Genomic DNA, 22,026 nt, shown 5'->3' on the forward strand with positions numbered 1-22,026 from the left:
GTCTTTAATAAAGGCGTTTGCATAGTATTCCCTTAAAATGATATTCCTTTAAAATAGTATTCCCTTAAAAACAATCATTCCTCAATATTCAGCACGCTTTTTCATATTATCGGTTTTCTTAGTCTATTACTATCTCATGCTTTGAGTATATAGTTTTGTTATCGCTAATAGCAGCATCTTATCTCATCATCATAGTGTTCATAACAGCGAAATTTGCTATCATAAGCAACATTCTATTGCCAAATTTATGATGCCCTTATGATGATTCATCCGCAGTATGATCCCGTTGCTATGTCGCTGGGTCCGATAGAGGTCCATTGGTATGGGCTGATGTATTTGTTAGCCTTTGCCGCCGCTTATGGGCTGGCATGGTATCGCAGCACCAAACGTGAGGCATGGTCAACTGACATGGTCTCTGACTTGGTGTTTTTCGGGGCGCTTGGGGTAATTTTAGGCGGCCGTATCGGTTATGTGTTGTTTTATCAATTCGGCGAGCTGGTACAAAACCCGGCTTACCTGCTCAAGGTTTGGGAAGGCGGTATGTCCTTTCACGGCGGTTTAATTGGTGTCGGGCTGGGCATGCTGTACTTTGCACGTAAGTATAAAAAGACCCCTTTTCAAGTGCTCGATTTTATTATCCCTTGCGTACCGACTGGACTGCTATTTGGCCGTATAGGTAACTATATCAACGGTGAGCTATGGGGACGAGTCTCCGATGGCGGTTATAACTGGCTGACTTATTTTCCTCAAGCCGCTGCTTTTGATATGCAGCAATTACAGGCCAATCCGGCGCTGCAATCTTTAATGCTGGAGGTTAATGGTCAGTACCTACTACCTCGCCATCCTTCGCAGCTTTATGAAGCCTTTGCCGAAGGGTTACTACTATTTATATTTATATGGTGGTACTCGTCCAAACCGCGTCCTCGTATGGCAGTAACTGGGGTGTTTATGTTTGGATACGGACTGGGTCGCTTTATCATCGAATTCTTCCGTCAGCCTGATATTGACCAAGGCTACATCTTATTAGGCTGGGTGACCAAAGGGCAAATTTTGAGTGCGCCGATGATTATTATCGGCTTGATATTACTCATTCTCGCTTATAAGCAAAATATTTATGATTGGGGCAAACAAGCGGCTTATTAACTATTATTGTTGATAGAGCTATTGTTCATTAAGCCCTATTTATACCCAGTATTGAAAAAAGAGCATGATTATGATTATTAGTAAAAATGAGCAAGCTTATCTTGATTTGCTCACTCACGTTTTAGCTAATGGCACTGAAAAAGGCGATCGTACCGGTACTGGTACACTAAGCCATTTCGGCGCTCAGTTGCGTTTTAACTTAGCGGATGGTTTTCCTTTATTAACCACCAAGAAAGTGCATTTTAAATCTATAGTTTACGAGCTATTATGGTTTTTAAGTGGTAGCACGCAAGTAGATTATTTACAACAAAACGGCGTGCGCATTTGGAACGAATGGGCAACGGGTGAGCAAACCGCACGCTTTAATCGTCCGGCTGGAGATTTAGGGCCGATTTATGGTCATCAGTGGCGTAATTATGGGGCAAGTAAAGACGACAGTGGCAACTATCTGACTGATGGTGTCGATCAAATCAGCCAAGTGGTTGAGCAAATCAAAACCAATCCAAATTCAAGGCGTCTAATCATCTCTGGTTGGAACCCTAAGGAAGCCGATCAAGTAGCCCTGCCCCCTTGTCACACCTTATTTCAGTTCTTTGTGGCTGATAATAAACTGTCTTGCCAGCTTTATCAGCGCTCGGCTGATTTGTTTTTAGGCGTGCCATTTAATATCGCCAGCTACGCGCTTTTGACCCATATGGTGGCGAAAGTTTGCGATTTAGAAGTTGGCGAGTTTATTTGGACGGGCGGTGATTGCCACATTTATCAAAACCACCGTGAACAAGTTAAATTGCAATTAACCCGCAAGCTTTACGACTTGCCAACCCTAAAGCTCAATCCAGCAGTAAAAGATATTTTTGCTTTTAATTATGAAGATATCAGCGTTGAAGGTTATGAATCGCATCCGGCTATTAAAGCCAAAGTCGCCGTGTAGTCATCGACTATAAAATAAATACTAAGGATATTTTATGAGTTACGCCCATACCGAAGTGGCTCAAATCGCCGCCATCAGTAGCAATCGCTGTATTGGTAAGGACAACGAGCTACCTTGGCATATCTCAGAGGACTTGCAGCACTTTAAAAAAATGACCACCAAAAAAAATGACCATACCAGTGATAAAGGTATTCAAGGTATCGTCATCATGGGTCGTAAAACTTTCGAATCGATGGGTAGTAAGCCGCTACCTAAGCGGGTCAGTTTTATTATCTCTACTCAACTAGACTATGCTAAGCAAAAAGGTCTTGAGAATAAAGACAATGCCTATGTGGTGCATAATTTAGATGATGCGCTAACCCAAGCGGCAAGTTTGGCTCATGGCGCCCATTTAGATACTATTTGGGTTATTGGCGGTGAGCGGGTCTTTAAAGAGGCGCTGATGTATACCGATCGAGTCGAGCTGACCCATGTCGATATAGAGATTGAAGATGGTGATGCGTTTTATCCTGAGCTACCAAGCGAGTTTGCAGTAGCTGCCGAGTCTGAACAAAAGCATGACGCAAAAAGTAACTTGGACTTTAAATTTGTGACTTATAAAAACAAAAGCCGCTAAACTTCAAGCAAGTCGTAGCGGCTTATTGATAGTTAATACTAAATTAAATGGATACACTAAATTATAACGCGAGACTGGTATAAACTTTACTTGCGTGCTGTGCCTACGCAGACAGAGGCTGCGCAAAATTTATACCAGTCTCGTTGTATCTTTTTTATATCGACCTGACTATATTAGTAATCTAATTTAAACTATTCATGCAGTACTTTATAAATGGTATTCGCCAGTACCGGCCCGATACCGGTTACCCCTGCCAGCTCCTGCTGGGAAGCGCCAAGCAGTTGCTGCATACCGCCAAAGTGATTAAGCAAATCACGGCGGCGCTTCTCGCCCAATCCGGGAATAACCTCCAGCACAGAGGAGGAACGGCGCTTATCGCGCTTTTTACGGTGGGCAGTAATGGCAAATCGGTGCGCTTCATCACGAATATGCATGAGTAGATGCAGCGCCTTGCTATCCATAGGCAGATCCAGCGGTTCATGATCTAAGAAATGCAGCACCTCAAGCCCAGCTTTACGCCCCTCGCCTTTAGCGACCCCAACCAGCAAGGTATCACCCAAAATACCCAATTTGCTCAGCACTTCTTTAGCCATACTCATCTGACCTTTACCACCATCGACCAGTAGCAAATCAGGCAACGGCTGCTTTTTATAGCGGCGTTCTAACACTTGCTTCATCGCCGCGTAGTCATCGCCGCCTTGGATACCATGAATGGCGTATTGACGATAATCTCGCCTGCGTGCGCCGCCTTGATCAAAGACCACGCAGCTACCAATGGTTGCCTCACCCATGGTATGGGAGATATCAAAACATTCTATCCGATCAATCGGGCGATCAGTAACCTCAGCAAGCGCATCTTTTAACGCGTTAAAACGAGCGTGCAATTCTAGATAATCGCCCAGCTTGGTTTTAAGCGCGTTATTGGCGTTGAGGGTCGCCAAATCTAACCATTCAGCACGATGCTCTCGCACATTAGTTTTTATTACTACTTTACTGCCAAAGTGGGTCGCTAATGCCTCACTCACCGCCGCTTGATCTGGCAATTCATGGCTTAAGATAATCTCACTCGGCAGATCATCAGTCACTTGAAAGTAAAATGACATAATAAAGGCCGATAAGTTATCGGCTAATGGCTCGCTGCTATCGACATCAGGAAAGTAGTTTTTACCGCCCAAAACTCGGCCACCACGCACGGTTAGTACATTTACGCAGCTCATGCCGGCCTGACTATTAATAGCAATCACGTCCGCCTCACCCTGCACAGTATAAACCGCTTGCCGTGCTTGCACCTCACGCAGCATGGAGAGCTGATCGCGATAAAATACCGCCTTTTCAAAGTCTAACTCTTCAGCAGCGCTCTCCATCTTTTCAATCAATGCGTTGTGAATATCGCTTGAATCGCCTTTTAAAAAGCGAATGGTGTTGTTGACATCTTCTGCGTATTCTTCCGGCGACACCAAGCCCACACAGGGCGCACGGCAACGCTTGATTTGATACTCAAGACAGGGGCGCTTACGCTGTTTGAAGAAAGTATTGGTACATTGGCGCATCTGAAACATCTTTTGCATGAGCACTAAAGTTTCTTTGGCGGCATGTGCGGATGGGAAAGGCCCAAAGAAGCGTCCTTTTTGATGATTGCCTTTGCCGCGCCCATAAGCCAGCCTTGGATAAGGCTTATCTGCAGAGATAAAAACATACAGATAAGACTTATCATCACGCAGGAGGACGTTATAAGGCGGACGATGCTCTTTGATTAGGTTTTGCTCAAGCAGTAACGCCTCGGTCTCACTGCGAGTAATAATGGTTTCAATATTATGAATACGGGCGACCAATGCCCGAGTTTTGGGATGGTCAATGATTTTAGCAAAGTAACTATTGACCCGGCTTTTGAGCGATTTGGCTTTACCTACATACAGAATATCACCATTTTTACCCAACATTTTATATACGCCCGGTAAGTTTGGTAGGCGTTTAATAAGATGCTTTAGACGGGCTTGTCTGTCATCCCGGCTTTCTTCTTTGGTGTTTTTATCAACCATATTTTCATCAGTGACCTCTGATTTTGTAGCTTTGTCCATAGCACCTTATTCTCTTTTTAAAACACTAGTTCTCTTTTAAAACGCTGGAGTATGACTATTTATGGGGCAATTTCAAGCAAATTGCAAGCTAGGTTCTTAGCGGCCTTAAAGTCTTTTTATTTCAAAAAATATATAATTAGACTGATAAAAAAAAGCCAGCGCAAGGCTGACTTATATAGAAAGGGCGGATAAAAAGTTTACTAGCGGAAAGTCGGTAATAGCGCAGGAATACCTGGCAGCATACCGACCATAGCCATCACTCCGGTCAATATCACAAAGGTGACCACAGGGATAATCCAGCGGCTCATTTTAGTCAAATTGGCACTACGCTCCTTTGAACCAATAAGTCCTAGGTTATCTAACACCAAGGTAATTGACCAGCCGAAGGCCGGATTAACTAACGCTGAGGCAAACACCACAATCGCTGCAGACTGAGTAGTTTTACCTTCACGAGTCATCTCCATGCCCGCTTCTAGTAGCGGTATGAATACGCCAACAATCAGCGCCACACACATGACTGGCTCCCAAATAGCCAGATCCATTGGATAGCCCCAAATACCGGCAACTATACAAAATAGCGCAGTCAATAACGCACCCGCTGGAATAGGACGCTTAGCAATCGCTGCAGGAACGATATAAGTTCCCCAAGACGACGCAAAGTTAGTACCGCCCAATACCGAGCCGGCTACTTGACGAAATGAAGCACTGATCATAGTGTCATCAATGTCCATCTGTACCCGTTCGGTGCGTTTAGGATAGCTTATTTTCTGGAAAACCTGATGCCCTAGGAAATCAGGTGACCACATCGCTACTGCCAACACCGCAAATGGTAGAACCACAATGAAGCTCTCAATCGTAGGTAAACCTAGCATCCACCCGGTGTTTTCGCCCCACCAGTACATAGGACTCATATTTGGCAAACCAGGCCCAGTGTGAAATTCAAACGGAGCACCCAGCAAAAAGGCCGTCGTACCACCCAAAAAACAACTTAGCGGTACTGCAAGCCAACGCTTATTAAAGTTCTCTAATAAAGCGTACAATACAATAGTGCCCAGGATGACTATAAAGGCGATATGCGACATGCCAATACCTTCTGCCCACGCAAATAAATTTTTAACCTGCGATGTCGTACCAATAAAGCCTAGATACAACAGCAGACCACCGCACACGCCTTTACTGGTCAGGTTTGCCAGCAAACTGCCCCCTTTACTAATCGCTAGTAGTAGACCAAAAGCACCAATTAGCAGACCAAAAGCCATCGGGTGACCACCAGCAGCGACCACAATAGGAATCAGTGGGATTAGCGGGCCATGAGTACCGGCTAGGTTGGCGGTCGGTAGCAAAAATCCTGAGAACAAGATAATAAAAAATGAAACAATTAACAGCTCATAACGAACGTTTTCTAAGATAAAGTCTTCGCCAAGCCCTAGCGGCCCTGCGAAAGTTGCCGCGATAGCGCCAACCATAACGACCTTACCAATCGTCGCCGCCATCGCCGGAATAGTATCTTCATATTCAAAGCGATAATCACGGAACGGCAGGTTGGGCCGCCAGCGTTTGGGCTGCATGATTTGCAATTCACGATTGAGGTAGGCATCACGATTTTTAAAGCTGGAACTTGGCTTATGCAGTTCTGCGTAAGTTTTTGACAATTCATTGTCGTAATCGGATGGATTTGTTTGCTGAGGATTAGGTTCTGAAGTGCGAACCCGAGCATTACTCATCACATCTCCTTATGTTGACTGAGGTTTAAGTTTTTACGGATAGTTTAACGATTTATTAGATAGTTTATTTGATAAGTAGTACCTTGGATATTATTTGTATAAAAAATAAGCTATCTGCTATAAATTGGCAGCTATTGTATGTCATCAAAGCTTTGATTGCGAGTTTTTGCACAAAAATATAGAGGAATTATTGGGAAAAGTGGGTATTCTGGCAGGATAATTGTTAACGCCTAACCCTGATTTTAAGACCCGCTGGACGCTTTTTAACCCAGTTTATAAACTTTTGTACTTCACTATGAGCTTGCAGACGCTCAATAGTGTGATAGTAGCTGGCGAGCTCATGATTATCAAAAATGCTATGGATTTGGCTGTGACAAGGGCGACAAAGCATCGCGATATCGGTCTGCATTTCCCGTCGACTAAAATGACGCTGGGTACGCTTTTTATTATGGCGTGCGCGTGGAATCAGATGATGACGAGTTAATTTCACCTCATCACGCTGACACAGCTCACAGACGCCTTGTTTATCGTCTATATCTGCAGCATGACTAAAATTATCTTCAACAATATCCATAGTAGCCCCCGTTTGTCTTATGGTTATAATATAAATTAGGGCAATTTAAAGATAAGCAAGATATTTATTGCTAGTGTAAGCTTTGTGGTTAGTGACCATTCCAATTTTTAATGATGAGAATTTTTACTAAAAAAGTATTTAGAAAAGGTACAATTACTGATATTAGTCAACTGAAGATTGTTAAAATACTAAAGGATCCAGTATGAGTTTATTACCCAAAAAACTAGAAATACTAAAACGTAATACCAAAAAAAATATCATGCCTTTACTTACGCCGCATCTTCTCAAGCTGCGTATCAATACTTATGCACCTTATGTTGGTGCCGGTATCAAAATTGAGCACATTAACTTGGATCAAGGGCTATGCGTGGTGAGCATGGGTCTAAGCCCGCTGAATAAAAATATCGTAGGCACCCAGTTTGGGGGGAGCTTATATTCGATGGTCGATCCGTTTTATATGCTGATGTTAATGCATCAGTTGGGTAGCGATTATGTGGTATGGGATAAAAGCTCACATATTGATTTTGTGGCGCCCGGTAAAAGTAAAGTAACGACAAGGATAAAAATCCCTAGTAGCGAAATTCTGACCATTCAAGAGTTAGCAAGAGAAGGTGAAGCGGTTTTCCGTGAATACCGCACCGACATTGTTGATAGCCAGCAGAAAGTCGTTGCTACGGTCACCAAAACCCTTTATATCCGTCTAAGAAAGTATAGCAAGTCTAAAGACCAAAGCATCCGCATCGATACGGTTGATTAACGCACTGACTTAAAATAATTAATCGTATATCCCACATACAAAAACCCCAATCTGGTAGCAACACAGATTGGGGTTTTGTCTTTTTTGGTACGCCCGCTTATTAATAAATAAACCTATAAATAAGGGCTTGTTGCTTGTTTTAAAGCGCGTAACTTAGTTAGAGTTTAGCGCTTTAAAAACATTAGATACCAGGTGCAGTTTCAACCGCATCAGGTACGCCTGCGTCAGTCTTTTTCTGAGCAGGACGGCCGCCAAGCTTCTCGCGGATACGTGCAGACTTACCAGAACGCTCACGTAAGTAGTATAGTTTCGCACGACGAACGGCGCCACGGCGTTTCACTTCAATGCTATCAATAATAGGTGAATGCAATTGGAAAGCACGCTCAACACCAATACCGCTTGAAATTTTACGAACGGTAAAGGCTGAGTTTAGACCACGGTTACGCTTAGCGATAACCACACCTTCAAAGGCCTGTAAACGCTCACGCTCACCTTCACGTACTTTTACTTGTACGACAACGGTATCGCCAGGGCTAAAACTTGGACGCTCAATCAACTGAGAATTTTCAATACTTTGAACCAATGGATGCTTGTTGCTCATGAGAGTTATCTCCTCACATTAGATAATAGAGGCTTCACGCATATCACCTGTTTGTAATAATTAATCGTATTTTTCGCTAATAAACATTAATAGCTATTAACAAGATACAACATAAAAGGGTTAATAAACGGCCATACATTGATGACTGGTTTTATACTGCTCAAACTTATACTGCTTAATTGTTCTAGCGATCTGATTTTGCTAGTGCTTTTAGCCATTTAGCTTGCTGCGCCGTTGGCGTAAATGCTTGCCACAAGTCGGGACGTCGCTCTTTAGTACGAGTCACTTGTTGCTCAAAACGCCACTTAGCGATATTGGCATGATGACCTGACAATAATACTTCAGGTACGCTCATACCAGCAAACTCATGAGGTTTAGTATAGTGTGGGCAGTCCAATAATCCATCAACAAACGAATCTTGCTGCGCTGATTGATCATCACCCATAACATCAGGCAAACGACGTATCACACTATCCATCAGTACCATCGCTGGTAACTCGCCACCAGTGAGGACATAATCCCCCAGTGATACCTCCATATCGACATATTCTGCTAATAAGCGCTCATCAATACCCTCATAACGACCGCATAATAAAATCATGCCATCGTACTGGGTCATATCGACCACACTACTCTCAGTTAACCTCTGACCTTGTGGTGACATATAAATCACCGGGCAGTGCGCCTTGTCAATACGGCAACCTCGTTGACTGGCTCGTGATTTGGCATCTTCGATAGCTTGTGCTAAAGGTTCAGCCATCATCACCATACCAGGACCACCACCATAAGGACGTTCATCAATACGGCGATAGTTGTCAGTGGTATAATCACGTGGATTAATGCATTCTATCGTGACTTGCTCCTGAGTAACTGCTCGACCCGTAATACCAAAATCGCGAATCGATGCAAACATCTCAGGAAAAATACTAATCACGGCAAAATACATCTGACCTCTACTTAAGCAATAACGATTTCATAAATAACATCTAATTAATGAGATTAACTCAATAGCTTTGATTTTGAGTTAATAATCGCTAGGCCATGCCACATTAACAGTTTTACCAGTCATATCGACTTGTAGTACTGTTTGTTTATGCCAAGGTATTAAGCGTTCTTCATCATCCAAACTGTCTGAGTTTGCCGTCACTCGCATTACATCGTGAGCGCCAGTCTCCAACATTTCGGTAATATTACCAAGATACTCGTTTTGCTCATTAATGACTTGCATGCCGACTAAATCTGACCAGTAATACTCGTCTTCATCGGTCTCTGGCAAGGCATCTTGCTCAACCCAAACGGTAACACCATTCATAGTTTCGGCAATATTACGATCAGGTACTTGCTCAAACTGAGCTACAATCCCTGAGCCTTGTTTACGCCAAGCTTTTACCGTTAAGGGCTGCATGCCAGTGGCAGTTTTCATCCACCAAGGCTGCATATCAAATATGGCAGCGCGGTCATCAGTCTCACTAAATACCCAAAGCCAGCCTTTGATGCCATAAGGCTTTTTGAGCTGGCCGATTTTCATAAGGGTACTAACGTCTGGTGCTGACATAACAGTTAACCTAACAGTAGCTAGCAAAGCTGTCGTTAATAAACAGAAGCTAATAATAGAGTAGTAAACAATTAATGGCGTACACTGGTCAGGCCAGTTACGCTATGTTCTAAAGCGAATCAAACAGCGCAGCGAAGCGCTATTGATAATCTATAACTAAACTTAAGCAGTAGCCTCAGTTTCAGCTGCAGACTTGCTGTAAGACTTTGCTAATGAAGCAACGCGGTCTGAAGGCTGTGCGCCTTTTGCGACCCACGCATTGTATGCTTCCATATTCAGACGTACGGCTTCTTCTGAATCTTTAGCAAGCGGGTTAAAAAAGCCAATGTTTTCGATGTAGCGGCCATCGCGCGCGCGGCGCTGATCAGCAACAACTACTTGATAAAATGGGCGTTTCTTGGCACCGCCCCGTGCTAAACGAATAACAACCATGTGAATTCTCTCTTTCGCAGGTATACCAAAAAGGGCATAATTATATCACAGTCTTATTTCATTGAAAACATAAACCGTGTTTATTTAATTATTCTATTACAATAACTTAAATACAGTTTGAGATAAAATATAGCAACTAATTATAGAGATTATTACGTATGCTATAGTTAATTCATTCTAAGAGTCATACCCTACTACTGGAATGAATTTTTTTGTAGCTTCTATCACTCTAACTTACAGCACAGTACCGTACGCCTGAAAAACTTCGGCCGGTATCACGCTGATATACATGCCTCCATTTTATTTCTTACCGACTATATGCGGTGGCAAATTGATACCAAGCCCACGAACTACCTAATATTGTTTTTATCAACCTTGGATTTTTATGACCACTCCCACTTCTCGCTCGCCCCAAAAAAACTGGCTAACCCGCTCATACTCTAATAGCTGGCTGACCACTTTAATGGTTGCGTTTATTGTAATCATTAGTGTCGGCCTGTCGATTTGGTTTTTCTGGCGTAGTCTTTATTTACCCGAGCTTAAAAACCATGCTCGTTATCTGACTAGTGAACTTCGCTTGATGAGTAGAGCCAAAAAGGATTGGCCAGACAATCTGAAAGTACAGCAATGGGTCCACAGGTACTCGCACGTGGTCGTAGTTGAAAACCCTAGAGAGTTTCCAGAGGTTGCCGATAAGGCTTTTGTTGGTATATTTACTGATGTATTACAAAAAGAAATCAGTGCTCAGCTGGGTCGACCAGTTGAAGTTTATTTTAAATTTAAGCCGACACCGCAGTTGTGGGTACAAGATAGCTATGATACTAGCTTTTGGGTTCGCGAATCAGTAGTGTATTACTCACAGTACAGTACTGGCTTATTGGTTCTCTTTCTACTTGGGTTACCTATATTAACTTTACTAATTATCGCCTTATTGGTACGCCAATTGAACCGCCCACTACGTTATTTGCAACGTGCGGCTACTAACTATATTCGTCTAGGTCATGCTACCACCCTACCAACGAACACGGGGCCTACTGAAATTCGGCAGGTAAATTTGGCCTTTAATCGTTTGTTTACCACTCTCAACCAGGCACAAAAAGAGCGAACTATTATGCTGGCTGGTATTTCTCATGACTTGCGCACTCCACTGACACGTATGCGCTTAACTGCCGAGATGCTGCCGGATGATTTTTTCCGTGAAGGTCTAATTTATGATATAGAGGATATGGATGCGATTTTAGAGCAGTTTATCTCTTTTATGAAAGATGGCTCTGATGAACCTGTACATTTGACGAATCTGAATACTATATTTAATGAGGTTATGGTGCAGTTTGCACCCATGAAGTTTGTGTATGAATCAGACTGTCATAAACCGGTACCTGTACGTCCTCTATCAATAAAACGTTTGGTAATTAATTTAGTCAATAATGCCAGTCGTTACGGAGAGCCGCCTATTTACTTGTCTGCTACTATAATTCCCACCCCTACTCTGGAGTCAGAGTCTGCTGATGGAAATAATATTGTTAGTGAAAACGAAGTGAATAAAGAGGCACAAGAGCAATTAATAATCTGTGTGCGTGACTGCGGCGAAGGGGTTGCAGAGGATCAGCTTGAACGCATCATGCAACCTTTTGAGCGTGGTGAGACTGCACGTACCACTCAAGGAAGTGGTTTAGGTTTGGCTATTGTTAATCGCATTACACGCTTGCATCATGGTACTGTTGAAGCTATCAATCATCCAGCTGGTGGACTACAAGTCTGCGTACGTATTCCTTTGATATCTCAGGTGGCTGGAACAGCTACTATAGCAGACGAACCGCCTGCACCTGAGAATGTTATAAAAGGTGAGTGAAACTAAAAGTTTAAGAAGCCTCAAGAAAAGTAGTCCTATTCTTTATTACCAATACGGGGTGCTATATATTTAGCATTATTAGTAAAAGGAATGGGCCGGGTCAATTCTGCTTGTGCAGCCTGTATAGTCTGAGTAGACGTAGGCTGCTGAATAAATAAATAATAACCTAACGTAATAGCATTTAATACTACCAGCCCACCAAATACGTAGGGCATGCTCTATCCTCCTAGCCAGAAATTATACAGTAGGCTATAGCATATAGTTAAGATTATCTACACGCAAGTGTCATCTAAAAATAAAATATTAGACTAGGGATAGATTAGTTATTATTTTTTTCATCAAAAGCCCGATCGCTAGTACCCTGAGTAACCTGATCAACAGAAATAGTCTGAGTCAAAGGCTTAACAGGCCAGGTCATCACGAACCGGGCACCGCTCAGCTTCGGACTTTCATCAACACTCATACTGCCATTAAACCAAAACGCAATACGCGATACAATTGACAACCCTAGCCCGTACCCACCAGAAGCACGGGTACGACTATCATCCAGACGGGCAAAGGGAATGAAGACTTTTTCACGATCAGACTCAGGAATACCATGGCCATCATCTTCAACACTGACAAAGGCATTACCCTTTTTCACTCCAGCGCTAATAATTATAGTAGTCTCTGCATAACGTAGTGCATTACCAGCGAGGTTCTGAATAACGCGATGTAGATAGCGTCTGTCTGCAATAGCGGTGACCTTTGCGCTTGGAGGATTGCCAACGACTTCAATGGATTTACCTAAAGCATTGGTTTCTCGTACCACTTGTTCAACCAATTCCTTGAGATTAACCGCTTCTAAATCAAGTTTTGGTGAGCCTTCTTCAAGTTTTGCATAGGTCAAAATCTCATCAATGAGACCATTGAGAGACTCGATATCTTCATCGATATAATCTCGCTGCATAAAGCGAGATTCTTCATCATCTGTGTCTGCCAGCATATCGACCGCAAAGCGTATGCGAGCAACTGGAGTGCGCAGCTCATGCGATACCGCACGGGTAAGCTCGCGCTGTGATTCTATCAAGCGTTTAATATGCTCAGTCATAGCGTTAAAAGTAGCGGATAACCGGGCAATCTCATCTTGACCAATAACTTGTAGCTGCACATCAAGATTTCCCTCGCTAACCTCATTCACCCCCATTTGAATCAATTGCAGTTTTCGTTCAAGAGGGAAAATCAGCGCATAAACCCCTAAACTAATCAAAAACATACTGATTAGTACCATACTGATAATCAAATTCAGTGGGAACCAGTTAAACAAGGATGCCGGGCCCATCACAATAACAATGTCGCTAATTTCAGAGGGTACAATGATGCGGATAGATGAGCTACCTTGATTCGAGCTGCTATCCTTGAACAAGATAACGACCTCATCACGACTCAAACGTGCCATCTGATCGCTGTCCAAATCAAGCGAGCTAATACTCTCCAAAGATAAAGGAAAAGCGAACTTCTCTGATAGTTCCTCGAGACGGGCACGCTTAGCTGATAGCGTTGTATAGTAGGATAGATCATCTAATAAGAATACCGACATGGCACGTATTTGTTGCTCATTAACCTGAGATATCTTTACCGTTAAGACTTCATTACTATCGGCTAAACGATGATAAATATCGGCATACATATCTTGATCAACATAACGTACTACTGTCTTACCATCATTAAGGCGACGTAGATCACTTGAGCTAAAATCAATCTCATCGATCGGTACTACACGGAAAGTCGAACCAAATAAACTACTAGCGTCTGATAACCAATATTCGCGCTGCTCCACTGTTTCTTGCCGATTTACCCCTTCACTAACCAAATGAAAGGCTCCAGTCGACATGTTTTCACGATAAGACTGTATGCGCTCCTTATTGATAGTATCCACTAATAGCTGCGCAAATAAAGCCACGCATAAACAAACTATCAGTAGTCCGGCATAAATCCGAACAAAAATGCTGTGTTTTAAAGAGGAGACTAATGACATACGTACATGACCAAACTGTTGAGTACTTAGATGATTTTAGGCTGTTAACCATGATGAAGTTTTAATTAAACCATATAACTGAATATATAACCTTAAATAGTTAACCTCTGTCCATAAAAAAACCAGCTTAACACTGGTTTTTTTATAAGATAACTAGTATTGATAAAGCATAGCGCTTAATAAAACTAGATTAGTTGCCTTCTTTCACAAACAAATAACCTTTACTACGTACGGTTTTAATACGTTTTGGGTTTTCTGGGTCATCACCAATTTTAGGGCGGATACGAGAGATACGTACGTCAATAGAGCGGTCTTGACCGTCGTACTCGATACCACGCAGGCGCTCAAAAATATCTTCACGAGATAGTATGCGCCCAGCATTTGAAGCTAATAACCACAATAAATCATATTCAGCGCTGGTAAAATCAACCAACTCATCACTTAAGGTTACTGAACGACCACCATTATCAATAACCAATTCACCAAACTCTAAACGCTGTGGCACATCTTCAGAAGGCGCATTTTCTGAGCGGCGTAACAAAGCACGAATACGAGCTAATAATACACGTGGCTGTGCAGGTTTGGCAACATAATCATCCGCACCCATCTCCAAACCTAACACTTGATCCATATCTTCAGTACGTGCGGTCAGCATCAAAATTGGGTTGTGATAATGTGAACGTACTTCGCGGCAAACGGTCAGACCATCACTGCCAGGCAACATCACATCAAGTACTACTAAATCTGGCTGTTCGTTAACAATACGACGAATAGCACGATTACCATCAGTTTCGATGGCTACTTCTAAACCATTTTTAACCAAATAATCTTGGGTTAGCATCGCCAGGCGCTCATCATCCTCAACAATTAAAATTCGCGGGGTATTGTCTTCTTCGGTCGTTGTCATTGTTATATCCTCTAACGTATAAAATAATTAAGACAGGTAAATTAATCGCATAATAAAAGGGAACCTTATAAGGTTCATATTGATGGTACATAGGTGGTGACACATTATACTATTAAACGCACAGCTAGCTATACTATAGCTTATTGTCGTTAACAAAACCTATAAACAATCCATGCAAAAGATTAGTTTGCGTCCAAAAATTTTTACATTACACCATTCATGCGATTTAGTAAATAGGATGGTGTAAAATGTACGATGAACCCTAGATATGCATTATATCTAATAGTTACTTTACCTTATAAACAAGATTAACCTTTTGGTTAAAACATAATTTCAATAATGAAAATAAAGATATAATGAATTACAGTAAAACGATTATATAGATTTAAATGTGCTACTGGTATAAATTTTCATTGCTGGCGGCTTGCGTATACTTCACAAAGGCTGCACAAAATTCATCCCAGTAATTCTATGTTCTTTTTATAGTTCATAGACTATCCTGTCAAAATAAAAAACAGTCCCTTGAGGACTGTTTTTATATAAAAAATACCAAATCAGCATATATTTAAATAATAAACCTTATCAAGCTCGGTTTTTATACTTGCGAATAGTTTGCAACTGAGCAACTGATTCTGCCAATGAGGCTAAAGCGGCGTTAGTTTGTACCGTATCAGACTGGTTGACTAACATTTGCTCTGCTTTTTTGCGGGCTTCAACAATCTTGCTTTCATCAAGGTTGTTTGCACGGACCGCGGTATCCGCTAATACGGTGACCATTTTAGGCTGAATTTCTAATACCCCGCCCGATACGTAAATGACCTCTTCTTCGCCATCTGGTGTTTGGACCCGCATTGGACCTGGTTTTAGTAAAGTAATCAGTGGAGTATGGCCGGGCAATACGCCAATCTCGCCTTCACTACCACTAGCGATTAACATGCTAATTTCCCCTGAATATAACTCTTCACGGGCGCTTACGACGCGGCATTGTAATGTTGCCATACTAATTCCTTATTCTAAAAACAGCTATAGAAGCAGTTTGAAAGCAGTGGCGTAATAGCCAGTTACCGATAGTCCAGTTAGCAAATAGCATAGTGCTTATAGATAGCTATTTGCTAAAAGGCTTACGCTTGAAACTATTACGCAGCGGTAGATTTCATTTTCTCTGCTTTAGCTACGACTTCATCAATACCACCTGCCATGTAGAATGCCTGCTCTGGTAAGTCATCATACTCACCAGCGATAATAGCTTTAAAGCTAGCAATAGTATCGCGTAGTGGTACATATTTACCAGGTGCGCCGGTGAAAACTTCAGCGACGTGGAATGGCTGCGATAAGAAGCGCTGAATCTTACGAGCGCGATAAACGACAAGTTTATCTTCTTCTGATAGCTCATCCATACCCAAAATGGCGATGATGTCTTTTAGCTCTTTGTAGCGCTGCAATACTTCTTGCACACCACGAGCAACGTTATAATGTTCTTCACCAATAACTTGTGGATCAAGCTGACGTGAAGTTGAATCAAGTGGATCTACCGCAGGATAAATACCTTGTGAAGCAATATCACGGCTTAGTACTACCGTTGCGTCCAAGTGAGCAAACGTCGTTGCAGGTGATGGATCCGTCAAGTCATCCGCTGGTACGTATACTGCTTGTACGGAAGTAATTGAACCTGACTGCGTCGAAGTAATACGCTCTTGGAGCAAGCCCATCTCTTCAGCTAGCGTTGGCTGATAACCAACCGCTGATGGCATACGGCCAAGTAGTGCTGATACTTCAGTACCGGCTAGCGTATAACGATAGATGTTATCAACGAATAATAGAACGTCGCGACCTTTACCAGTAGCAGGGTCTTTAGTATCACGGAAATACTCAGCCATAGTCAAACCAGACAAAGCAACACGTAGACGGTTACCTGGTGGCTCATTCATCTGACCGTAAACCATAGCAACTTTAGATTTACTAAAGTCTTCAACGTTGACAACGCCAGCTTCTTGCATCTCGTGATAGAAGTCATTACCTTCACGCGTACGCTCACCAACACCAGCAAACACTGATAAACCTTCATGCTTTAGAGCGATGTTGTTAATCAACTCCATCATGTTAACCGTTTTACCAACACCAGCACCGCCGAACAAACCAACTTTACCACCTTTAGCAAATGGGCAAAGTAGATCAATAACCTTGATACCAGTTTCTAGTAGTTCAGTACTGTTGGACTGCTCTGCATAGCTTGGAGCGTCACGATGGATAGACCATTTTTCATCGGCTTGTACTGGGCCTTCTTCATCAATAGGACGACCAAGCACATCCATAATACGACCAAGTGTGCCGATACCTACTGGCACAGAGATTGGCGCACCAGTATTAGTGACCGGTAGGTTACGCTTAAGGCCTTCAGTTGAACCCATAGCGATAGTACGAACAATACCATCACCTAACTGCTGTTGTACTTCTAGGGTGGTTTCGGTGCCATCTACTTGCAAAGCATCATAAATTTGGGGGACTTCGTCACGGTTGAATTCAACGTCAATAACCGCGCCAATAATCTGTACAATACGACCGCTACTCATTGCGCTCTCCTTGAAATTCTATATTAGGTATAGTCAATTATGAAACAGCAGCAGCACCGCCAACGATTTCCGAGATCTCTCGGGTAATCGCCGCTTGACGCAGCTTGTTATAAACCAACTGTAAATCGTTAATTAGGTCACCAGCATTATCTGTTGCCGCTTTCATAGCGACCATACGTGACGACTGCTCAGAGGCAATATTTTCCATTACCGCTTGATAGACAATCGACTCTATATAGCGCCCAAGCAAATCATCAATCAAAGTTTTGATATCAGGCTCGTAAATATAATCCCAGCTAAGCTCAGTCTCCATACCACTATCTTCATCGCCAAATGACCCTTCAGGTAAAGGTACTAGCTGACTGACGATTGGTTTTTGAGTCATCGCATTTACAAACTTATTGTAAACTACGTAAATACGATCAAGCTTGCCGTTAGTATAGTCATCTAGCATGGCTTGCACAGGAGAATTCAGCTGTTCAAACGTAGGCTTATCGCCATAATCAGTTACGGCTGAAGTTACTTTACCACCAAAATTCTTGAAAAAGCTGACACCTTTGGCGCCAATAACCGCAAATTCAGTTTGTACTGATTGATCTTGGTATTCTTGAATACTTTTAGATAGTGCTTTAAATAAGTTAATATTTAGACCACCTGCTAGACCGCGGTCAGAAGTAATAACGATATAGCCTACCGTATTAATTGAACGTGATTCCATATACGGATGTTTATAATCCGCTGAGGCGTGCACCAAATGTGAAATAACCCGGCGCATACTGTCAGCATATGGGCGACCCACGTCCATGCGCTCTTGAGCACGGCGCATTTTACTCGCAGCAACCATTTGCATAGCCCGAGTAATTTTTTGAGTGCTTTTAATACTGGTGACTTTGGCACGTATCTCTTTTAAGCTTGCCATAATGATTCCAATATAAGAGGGTTAAAAAAGCATTGGTGAATGCAGCAATATCTTAGTATGACCTACTGCATTTACAAAATGATGTCTTAATATCTTGTGATACTATGCGGTTATTTATTATAGCTGGGAATACAGCAGCGCGATTGCCATCAAAGACAACGCGCTGAGTAATAGGCTTTAAAAAGCTTTAACCAACCAAACCGCCTTAACCCATTAAATTAATAACTGTGATTTTGTTTAAAAGTCTCAACTGATGACTTCAAACGACCTGCAATATCATCATTATAGTTTGCAGTTTCATTGATTTCCGTCATTAAGTCCGCTTGCTCGTCATGCATATAGCGGAGGTAAGACTCTTCAAATGAACCAATTTTTTCAACCGGTACATCTGCTAGATAACCTTCGTTAGAAGCATAAATAACTGCTGCTTGCTCTGCGATAGACATCGGCTGATACTGCTTTTGCTTCATCAGTTCAGTCACACGCTCACCATGATCAAGCTGCTCACGAGTCGCATCATCAAGATCTGAAGCGAACTGAGCGAATGCTGCAAGCTCTCGGTACTGAGCCAATGCGGTACGAATACCACCAGATAGCTTTTTGATAATCTTAGTCTGAGCAGCACCACCAACACGCGATACCGAGATACCAGCGTTAACTGCTGGACGGATACCTGAGTTAAATAGGCTTGATTCTAAGAAAATCTGACCATCAGTGATTGAAATCACGTTAGTCGGTACGAATGCTGATACGTCACCCGCTTGGGTTTCGATAATAGGTAGAGCCGTTAATGAACCGGTTTTACCTTTCACTTCACCATTGGTGAACTTTTCTACATAATCAGCGTTCACGCGTGAGGCACGCTCAAGTAGACGTGAGTGTAGATAGAATACGTCACCTGGGTAAGCTTCACGACCTGGTGGACGACGTAATAGTAATGAGATTTGACGATAGGCAACCGCTTGTTTTGACAAGTCATCAAAGACGATTAGCGCATCTTCACCGCGGTCACGGAAATATTCGCCAATAGTACAACCTGAGTACGGTGCAATATATTGCAAAGCAGCAGGCTCTGATGCCGAAGCCACTACTACCGTAGTGTATTCAAGGGCGCCGGTCTCTTCAAGCTTACGAACCACGTTAGCGATAGTAGAACGTTTTTGACCAACTGCTACGTAGACACACTTAATGCCAGAGCTTTTCTGAGCAATAATAGCGTCAATAGCTAAAGCCGTTTTACCTGTTTGGCGGTCACCAATAATAAGCTCACGCTGACCACGACCGATTGGAATCATGGTATCAACCGCTTTATAACCGGTCATTACGGGCTGATCTACTGATTGACGATCAATAACGCCTGGCGCAATTTTTTCGACTTTATCAGTCATTTTAGCGTTGATAGGGCCTTTACCATCAATAGGATTACCCAAGGCGTCAACAACACGTCCTAATAATTCAGGACCTACAGGTACTTCAAGAATACGGCCAGTACAATAAGCCTTTTGACCTTCTTGTAGCTGTAGATAATCACCAAGTACGACCGCACCCACTGAATCACGCTCTAAGTTCAACGCCATTCCGTAGATTTCGCCTTCAAACTCAATCATTTCGCCGTACATCGCATCTTCAAGACCATGAATCTGCACGATACCGTCAGATACTTTGACAATCGTGCCTTCATTCTTTGCAGTTGCACCCGCATCAAGGTCTTGAATACGCTGCTTAATCAGATTACTGATTTCCGCTGGATTCAATTGTTGCATTGCCTTGTTTCCTTTAATTTATGATAACCCGCTCACTGACTCAAATGCTTTCACTATCACGTAGCTTTATTTAACAGGGCTACGCTCATGACTGGCACTAGGCCGTTAGCTGTGTTTTTAACTGTTGTAACTTGCCGCGCATCGAATCATCAATGACTTTGTCACCGACTTTAATCGTAGCACCTGCCAAAAGACTAGGATCAACGGTTTCGTGAATCACTACACTGGCATTCAACGAGGCGGCAAGACGGGTTTGAAACATCTCACGCTGCTCATCAGTCAGTGGATAGGCAGTGGTCACATAAGCGTCAAGCTGTTTTAGACCTGAGGCTTTATGACGGCGATAATGCTCATAAACTTCAGGAAGCAGTGTCAGACGCTCTTGCTCTGATAACTGTTTAACGAAGTTGTTAAGCGCTGTTGATACTTGTGGATAGCTGGCGTTGCTGTCATCACGATGCCCTTTAGCATCGTTCAGTAACTGTTTAAAAGCAGAATCGCTAACGCTTGCTACTTCTGTATCATAAAGATCGACCAAAGCGGCTGACTTTTGCTCAGCAGAAACGGCTGGATTGTCTAGCCAGGTATGGAACGATTTATCTTTGACAATCATGCTGGCAATAAACAGGAAGTCTTCCCATTCACTAACCACTCCGTTTTCATTGGCATAGTCAAACGCGGCTTTAGCGTAGGGTCGTGCTAAGGTTGATAAGTCAGCCATTATATCCTCACAGTTACAGCTTAGCCGCCAGTTGTTCTAACATGCTGGAGTGTTTTTGCATATCGACTTTATCTTGCAAAATCTTTTCAGCACCAAGCACTGACAGTTCAGCGACTTGAGCACGTAATGCTTCACGTGCTTGATTGATCTCTTGATCGATGGACGCTTGTGCTTGTTGACGAATACGCTCACCTTCTATTTGAGCTTGTGATTTAGCGTCTTCAACCAGCTGATTGGCACTTTTGTTCGCTTGCTCAATCAAAGCGGCAGCTTTAGTCTTAGCGACATTCAGCTCTTGCTCTGCATCTTGCTCAGCGGTTGCCAAATCTGCTTTTGCTTTTTCAGCGGCATTTAAGCCTTCAGCAATTTTATGCTGACGTTCGTTGATAGCACCAATAAGATGTGGCCACACGAACTTCATGCAAAAAATCACAAATATTGCAAAAGCAATGGCTTGACCGATGATGGTAAAATTGATATTCACGTGATCACCTCTTTGTTAATGAAAAATCAGTTTCATTGTTTAGGTTTGATCGTCAAATTTTGACTGGCTGTCTTTGACGGGCTTTTACAGACAAACTTTGACAACCAAACTTTGACAACTGAGCTTTCTGATTAACCTGCTAGAGGGTTTGCGAATAATAGTAGCATCGCAATACCAACACCAATCATTGGTATAGCATCAAGAAGACCTGCTACGATAAACATACGAGTTTGCAATTGTGAACCAAGCTCTGGCTGACGTGCAACACTTTCTAGGAATTTGCCACCTAAGAGAGCAAAGCCAATACCTGTTGCAAGGGCGCCTGCGCCAATAAGCAATGCAACTGCGATAACTGTGTAACCACCTAATACTGGATCCATTG

General features: G+C 42.7%; 22 protein-coding genes. 5 read left to right on the top strand and 17 right to left on the bottom strand.

Annotation, left to right across the window (positions count from 1 at the left end):
- Window positions 1–258: 258 nt before the first annotated feature.
- The 3 genes from lgt (at window position 259) to JMX18_RS08830 (ending at window position 2,690) form a co-directional block, all read left to right on the top strand.
- Window positions 259–1,143, top strand: a complete 885-nt coding sequence (lgt, locus tag JMX18_RS08820; protein WP_201586947.1) for a prolipoprotein diacylglyceryl transferase — start codon at window positions 259–261, stop codon at window positions 1,141–1,143.
- 70 nt (window positions 1,144–1,213) lie between these two features.
- Window positions 1,214–2,074 (top strand): thymidylate synthase, encoded by an 861-nt coding sequence (locus JMX18_RS08825; RefSeq protein WP_201586949.1) that lies wholly within the window; start codon window positions 1,214–1,216, stop codon window positions 2,072–2,074.
- A 34-nt stretch (window positions 2,075–2,108) separates the two neighbouring features.
- Window positions 2,109–2,690 carry a dihydrofolate reductase gene (locus tag JMX18_RS08830; protein ID WP_201586951.1) on the top strand — a complete coding sequence of 194 codons (582 nt, stop codon included), beginning with the start codon at window positions 2,109–2,111 and terminating at the stop codon, window positions 2,688–2,690.
- Between the two features lie 191 nt (window positions 2,691–2,881).
- Here the strand turns inward: JMX18_RS08830 and uvrC are convergent, their stop codons facing one another.
- The 3 genes from uvrC to JMX18_RS08845 all read right to left on the bottom strand — a co-directional run bounded on the left by uvrC (window position 2,882) and on the right by JMX18_RS08845 (window position 7,066).
- The gene (uvrC, locus tag JMX18_RS08835; protein ID WP_201588300.1) at window positions 2,882–4,729 is read right to left on the bottom strand and encodes an excinuclease ABC subunit UvrC; all 1,848 of its coding nucleotides are present in this window, start codon (window positions 4,727–4,729) and stop codon (window positions 2,882–2,884) included.
- A gap of 239 nt (window positions 4,730–4,968) precedes the next feature.
- On the bottom strand, window positions 4,969–6,492 hold the full coding sequence (locus tag JMX18_RS08840) for a DUF3360 family protein (RefSeq protein ID WP_201586953.1): 1,524 nt from the start codon (window positions 6,490–6,492) through the stop codon (window positions 4,969–4,971).
- 223 nt (window positions 6,493–6,715) lie between these two features.
- On the bottom strand, window positions 6,716–7,066 hold the full coding sequence (locus JMX18_RS08845; RefSeq protein ID WP_201586955.1) for a hypothetical protein: 351 nt from the start codon (window positions 7,064–7,066) through the stop codon (window positions 6,716–6,718).
- Between the two features lie 202 nt (window positions 7,067–7,268).
- On the opposite strand from JMX18_RS08845, the gene JMX18_RS08850 reads away from it, so the two are divergent.
- On the top strand, window positions 7,269–7,823 hold the full coding sequence (locus tag JMX18_RS08850; protein WP_201586957.1) for a DUF4442 domain-containing protein: 555 nt from the start codon (window positions 7,269–7,271) through the stop codon (window positions 7,821–7,823).
- 181 nt (window positions 7,824–8,004) lie between these two features.
- Here JMX18_RS08850 and rplS read toward each other — a convergent pair whose 3' ends face one another.
- From rplS to rpsP, 4 genes are all read right to left on the bottom strand, one after another.
- A complete protein-coding gene (gene rplS / locus JMX18_RS08855; RefSeq protein WP_201586959.1) occupies window positions 8,005–8,424 on the bottom strand; it encodes a 50S ribosomal protein L19 in 420 nt (139 codons plus the stop codon).
- Window positions 8,425–8,608: 184 nt separating this feature from the next.
- Window positions 8,609–9,370, bottom strand: coding sequence for a tRNA (guanosine(37)-N1)-methyltransferase TrmD (gene trmD / locus JMX18_RS08860; protein WP_201586968.1), 762 nt, complete (start codon window positions 9,368–9,370; stop codon window positions 8,609–8,611).
- Window positions 9,371–9,448: 78 nt separating this feature from the next.
- Window positions 9,449–9,979, bottom strand: coding sequence for a ribosome maturation factor RimM (gene rimM / locus JMX18_RS08865; RefSeq protein WP_201586970.1), 531 nt, complete (start codon window positions 9,977–9,979; stop codon window positions 9,449–9,451).
- 162 nt (window positions 9,980–10,141) lie between these two features.
- Window positions 10,142–10,411: a 30S ribosomal protein S16 gene (gene rpsP / locus JMX18_RS08870; protein ID WP_201586978.1), complete on the bottom strand. Its 270-nt coding sequence runs from the start codon at window positions 10,409–10,411 to the stop codon at window positions 10,142–10,144.
- Window positions 10,412–10,796: 385 nt separating this feature from the next.
- On the opposite strand from rpsP, the gene JMX18_RS08875 reads away from it, so the two are divergent.
- The gene (locus tag JMX18_RS08875; RefSeq protein ID WP_201586980.1) at window positions 10,797–12,263 is read left to right on the top strand and encodes an ATP-binding protein; all 1,467 of its coding nucleotides are present in this window, start codon (window positions 10,797–10,799) and stop codon (window positions 12,261–12,263) included.
- A 35-nt stretch (window positions 12,264–12,298) separates the two neighbouring features.
- Here JMX18_RS08875 and JMX18_RS08880 read toward each other — a convergent pair whose 3' ends face one another.
- The 10 genes from JMX18_RS08880 to atpE all read right to left on the bottom strand — a co-directional run bounded on the left by JMX18_RS08880 (window position 12,299) and on the right by atpE (window position 22,024).
- Window positions 12,299–12,478 (bottom strand): hypothetical protein, encoded by a 180-nt coding sequence (locus JMX18_RS08880; RefSeq protein ID WP_201586982.1) that lies wholly within the window; start codon window positions 12,476–12,478, stop codon window positions 12,299–12,301.
- Window positions 12,479–12,582: 104 nt separating this feature from the next.
- Window positions 12,583–14,280: an ATP-binding protein gene (locus JMX18_RS08885; protein ID WP_201586984.1), complete on the bottom strand. Its 1,698-nt coding sequence runs from the start codon at window positions 14,278–14,280 to the stop codon at window positions 12,583–12,585.
- Window positions 14,281–14,470: 190 nt separating this feature from the next.
- Window positions 14,471–15,187: a response regulator gene (locus JMX18_RS08890; protein WP_201586986.1), complete on the bottom strand. Its 717-nt coding sequence runs from the start codon at window positions 15,185–15,187 to the stop codon at window positions 14,471–14,473.
- A gap of 582 nt (window positions 15,188–15,769) precedes the next feature.
- Window positions 15,770–16,186, bottom strand: a complete 417-nt coding sequence (locus JMX18_RS08895) for a F0F1 ATP synthase subunit epsilon (protein ID WP_201586994.1) — start codon at window positions 16,184–16,186, stop codon at window positions 15,770–15,772.
- Window positions 16,187–16,323: 137 nt separating this feature from the next.
- On the bottom strand, window positions 16,324–17,757 hold the full coding sequence (gene atpD, locus JMX18_RS08900) for a F0F1 ATP synthase subunit beta (RefSeq protein WP_201586996.1): 1,434 nt from the start codon (window positions 17,755–17,757) through the stop codon (window positions 16,324–16,326).
- A 37-nt stretch (window positions 17,758–17,794) separates the two neighbouring features.
- Window positions 17,795–18,676, bottom strand: a complete 882-nt coding sequence (gene atpG, locus JMX18_RS08905) for a F0F1 ATP synthase subunit gamma (protein ID WP_201586998.1) — start codon at window positions 18,674–18,676, stop codon at window positions 17,795–17,797.
- 218 nt (window positions 18,677–18,894) lie between these two features.
- Window positions 18,895–20,439 (bottom strand): F0F1 ATP synthase subunit alpha, encoded by a 1,545-nt coding sequence (atpA, locus tag JMX18_RS08910; RefSeq protein ID WP_201587000.1) that lies wholly within the window; start codon window positions 20,437–20,439, stop codon window positions 18,895–18,897.
- Window positions 20,440–20,536: 97 nt separating this feature from the next.
- On the bottom strand, window positions 20,537–21,160 hold the full coding sequence (locus JMX18_RS08915) for a F0F1 ATP synthase subunit delta (RefSeq protein WP_201587002.1): 624 nt from the start codon (window positions 21,158–21,160) through the stop codon (window positions 20,537–20,539).
- A gap of 13 nt (window positions 21,161–21,173) precedes the next feature.
- A complete protein-coding gene (locus JMX18_RS08920; RefSeq protein WP_201587004.1) occupies window positions 21,174–21,644 on the bottom strand; it encodes a F0F1 ATP synthase subunit B in 471 nt (156 codons plus the stop codon).
- A 131-nt stretch (window positions 21,645–21,775) separates the two neighbouring features.
- Entirely contained in the window at window positions 21,776–22,024 is a 249-nt protein-coding gene (gene atpE, locus JMX18_RS08925; protein WP_105244316.1) for a F0F1 ATP synthase subunit C, read from the bottom strand.
- Between the last annotated feature and the right edge of the window lie 2 nt (window positions 22,025–22,026).

The organism is Psychrobacter jeotgali (assembly GCF_904846315.1).
Lineage (GTDB): Bacteria > Pseudomonadota > Gammaproteobacteria > Pseudomonadales > Moraxellaceae > Psychrobacter > Psychrobacter jeotgali.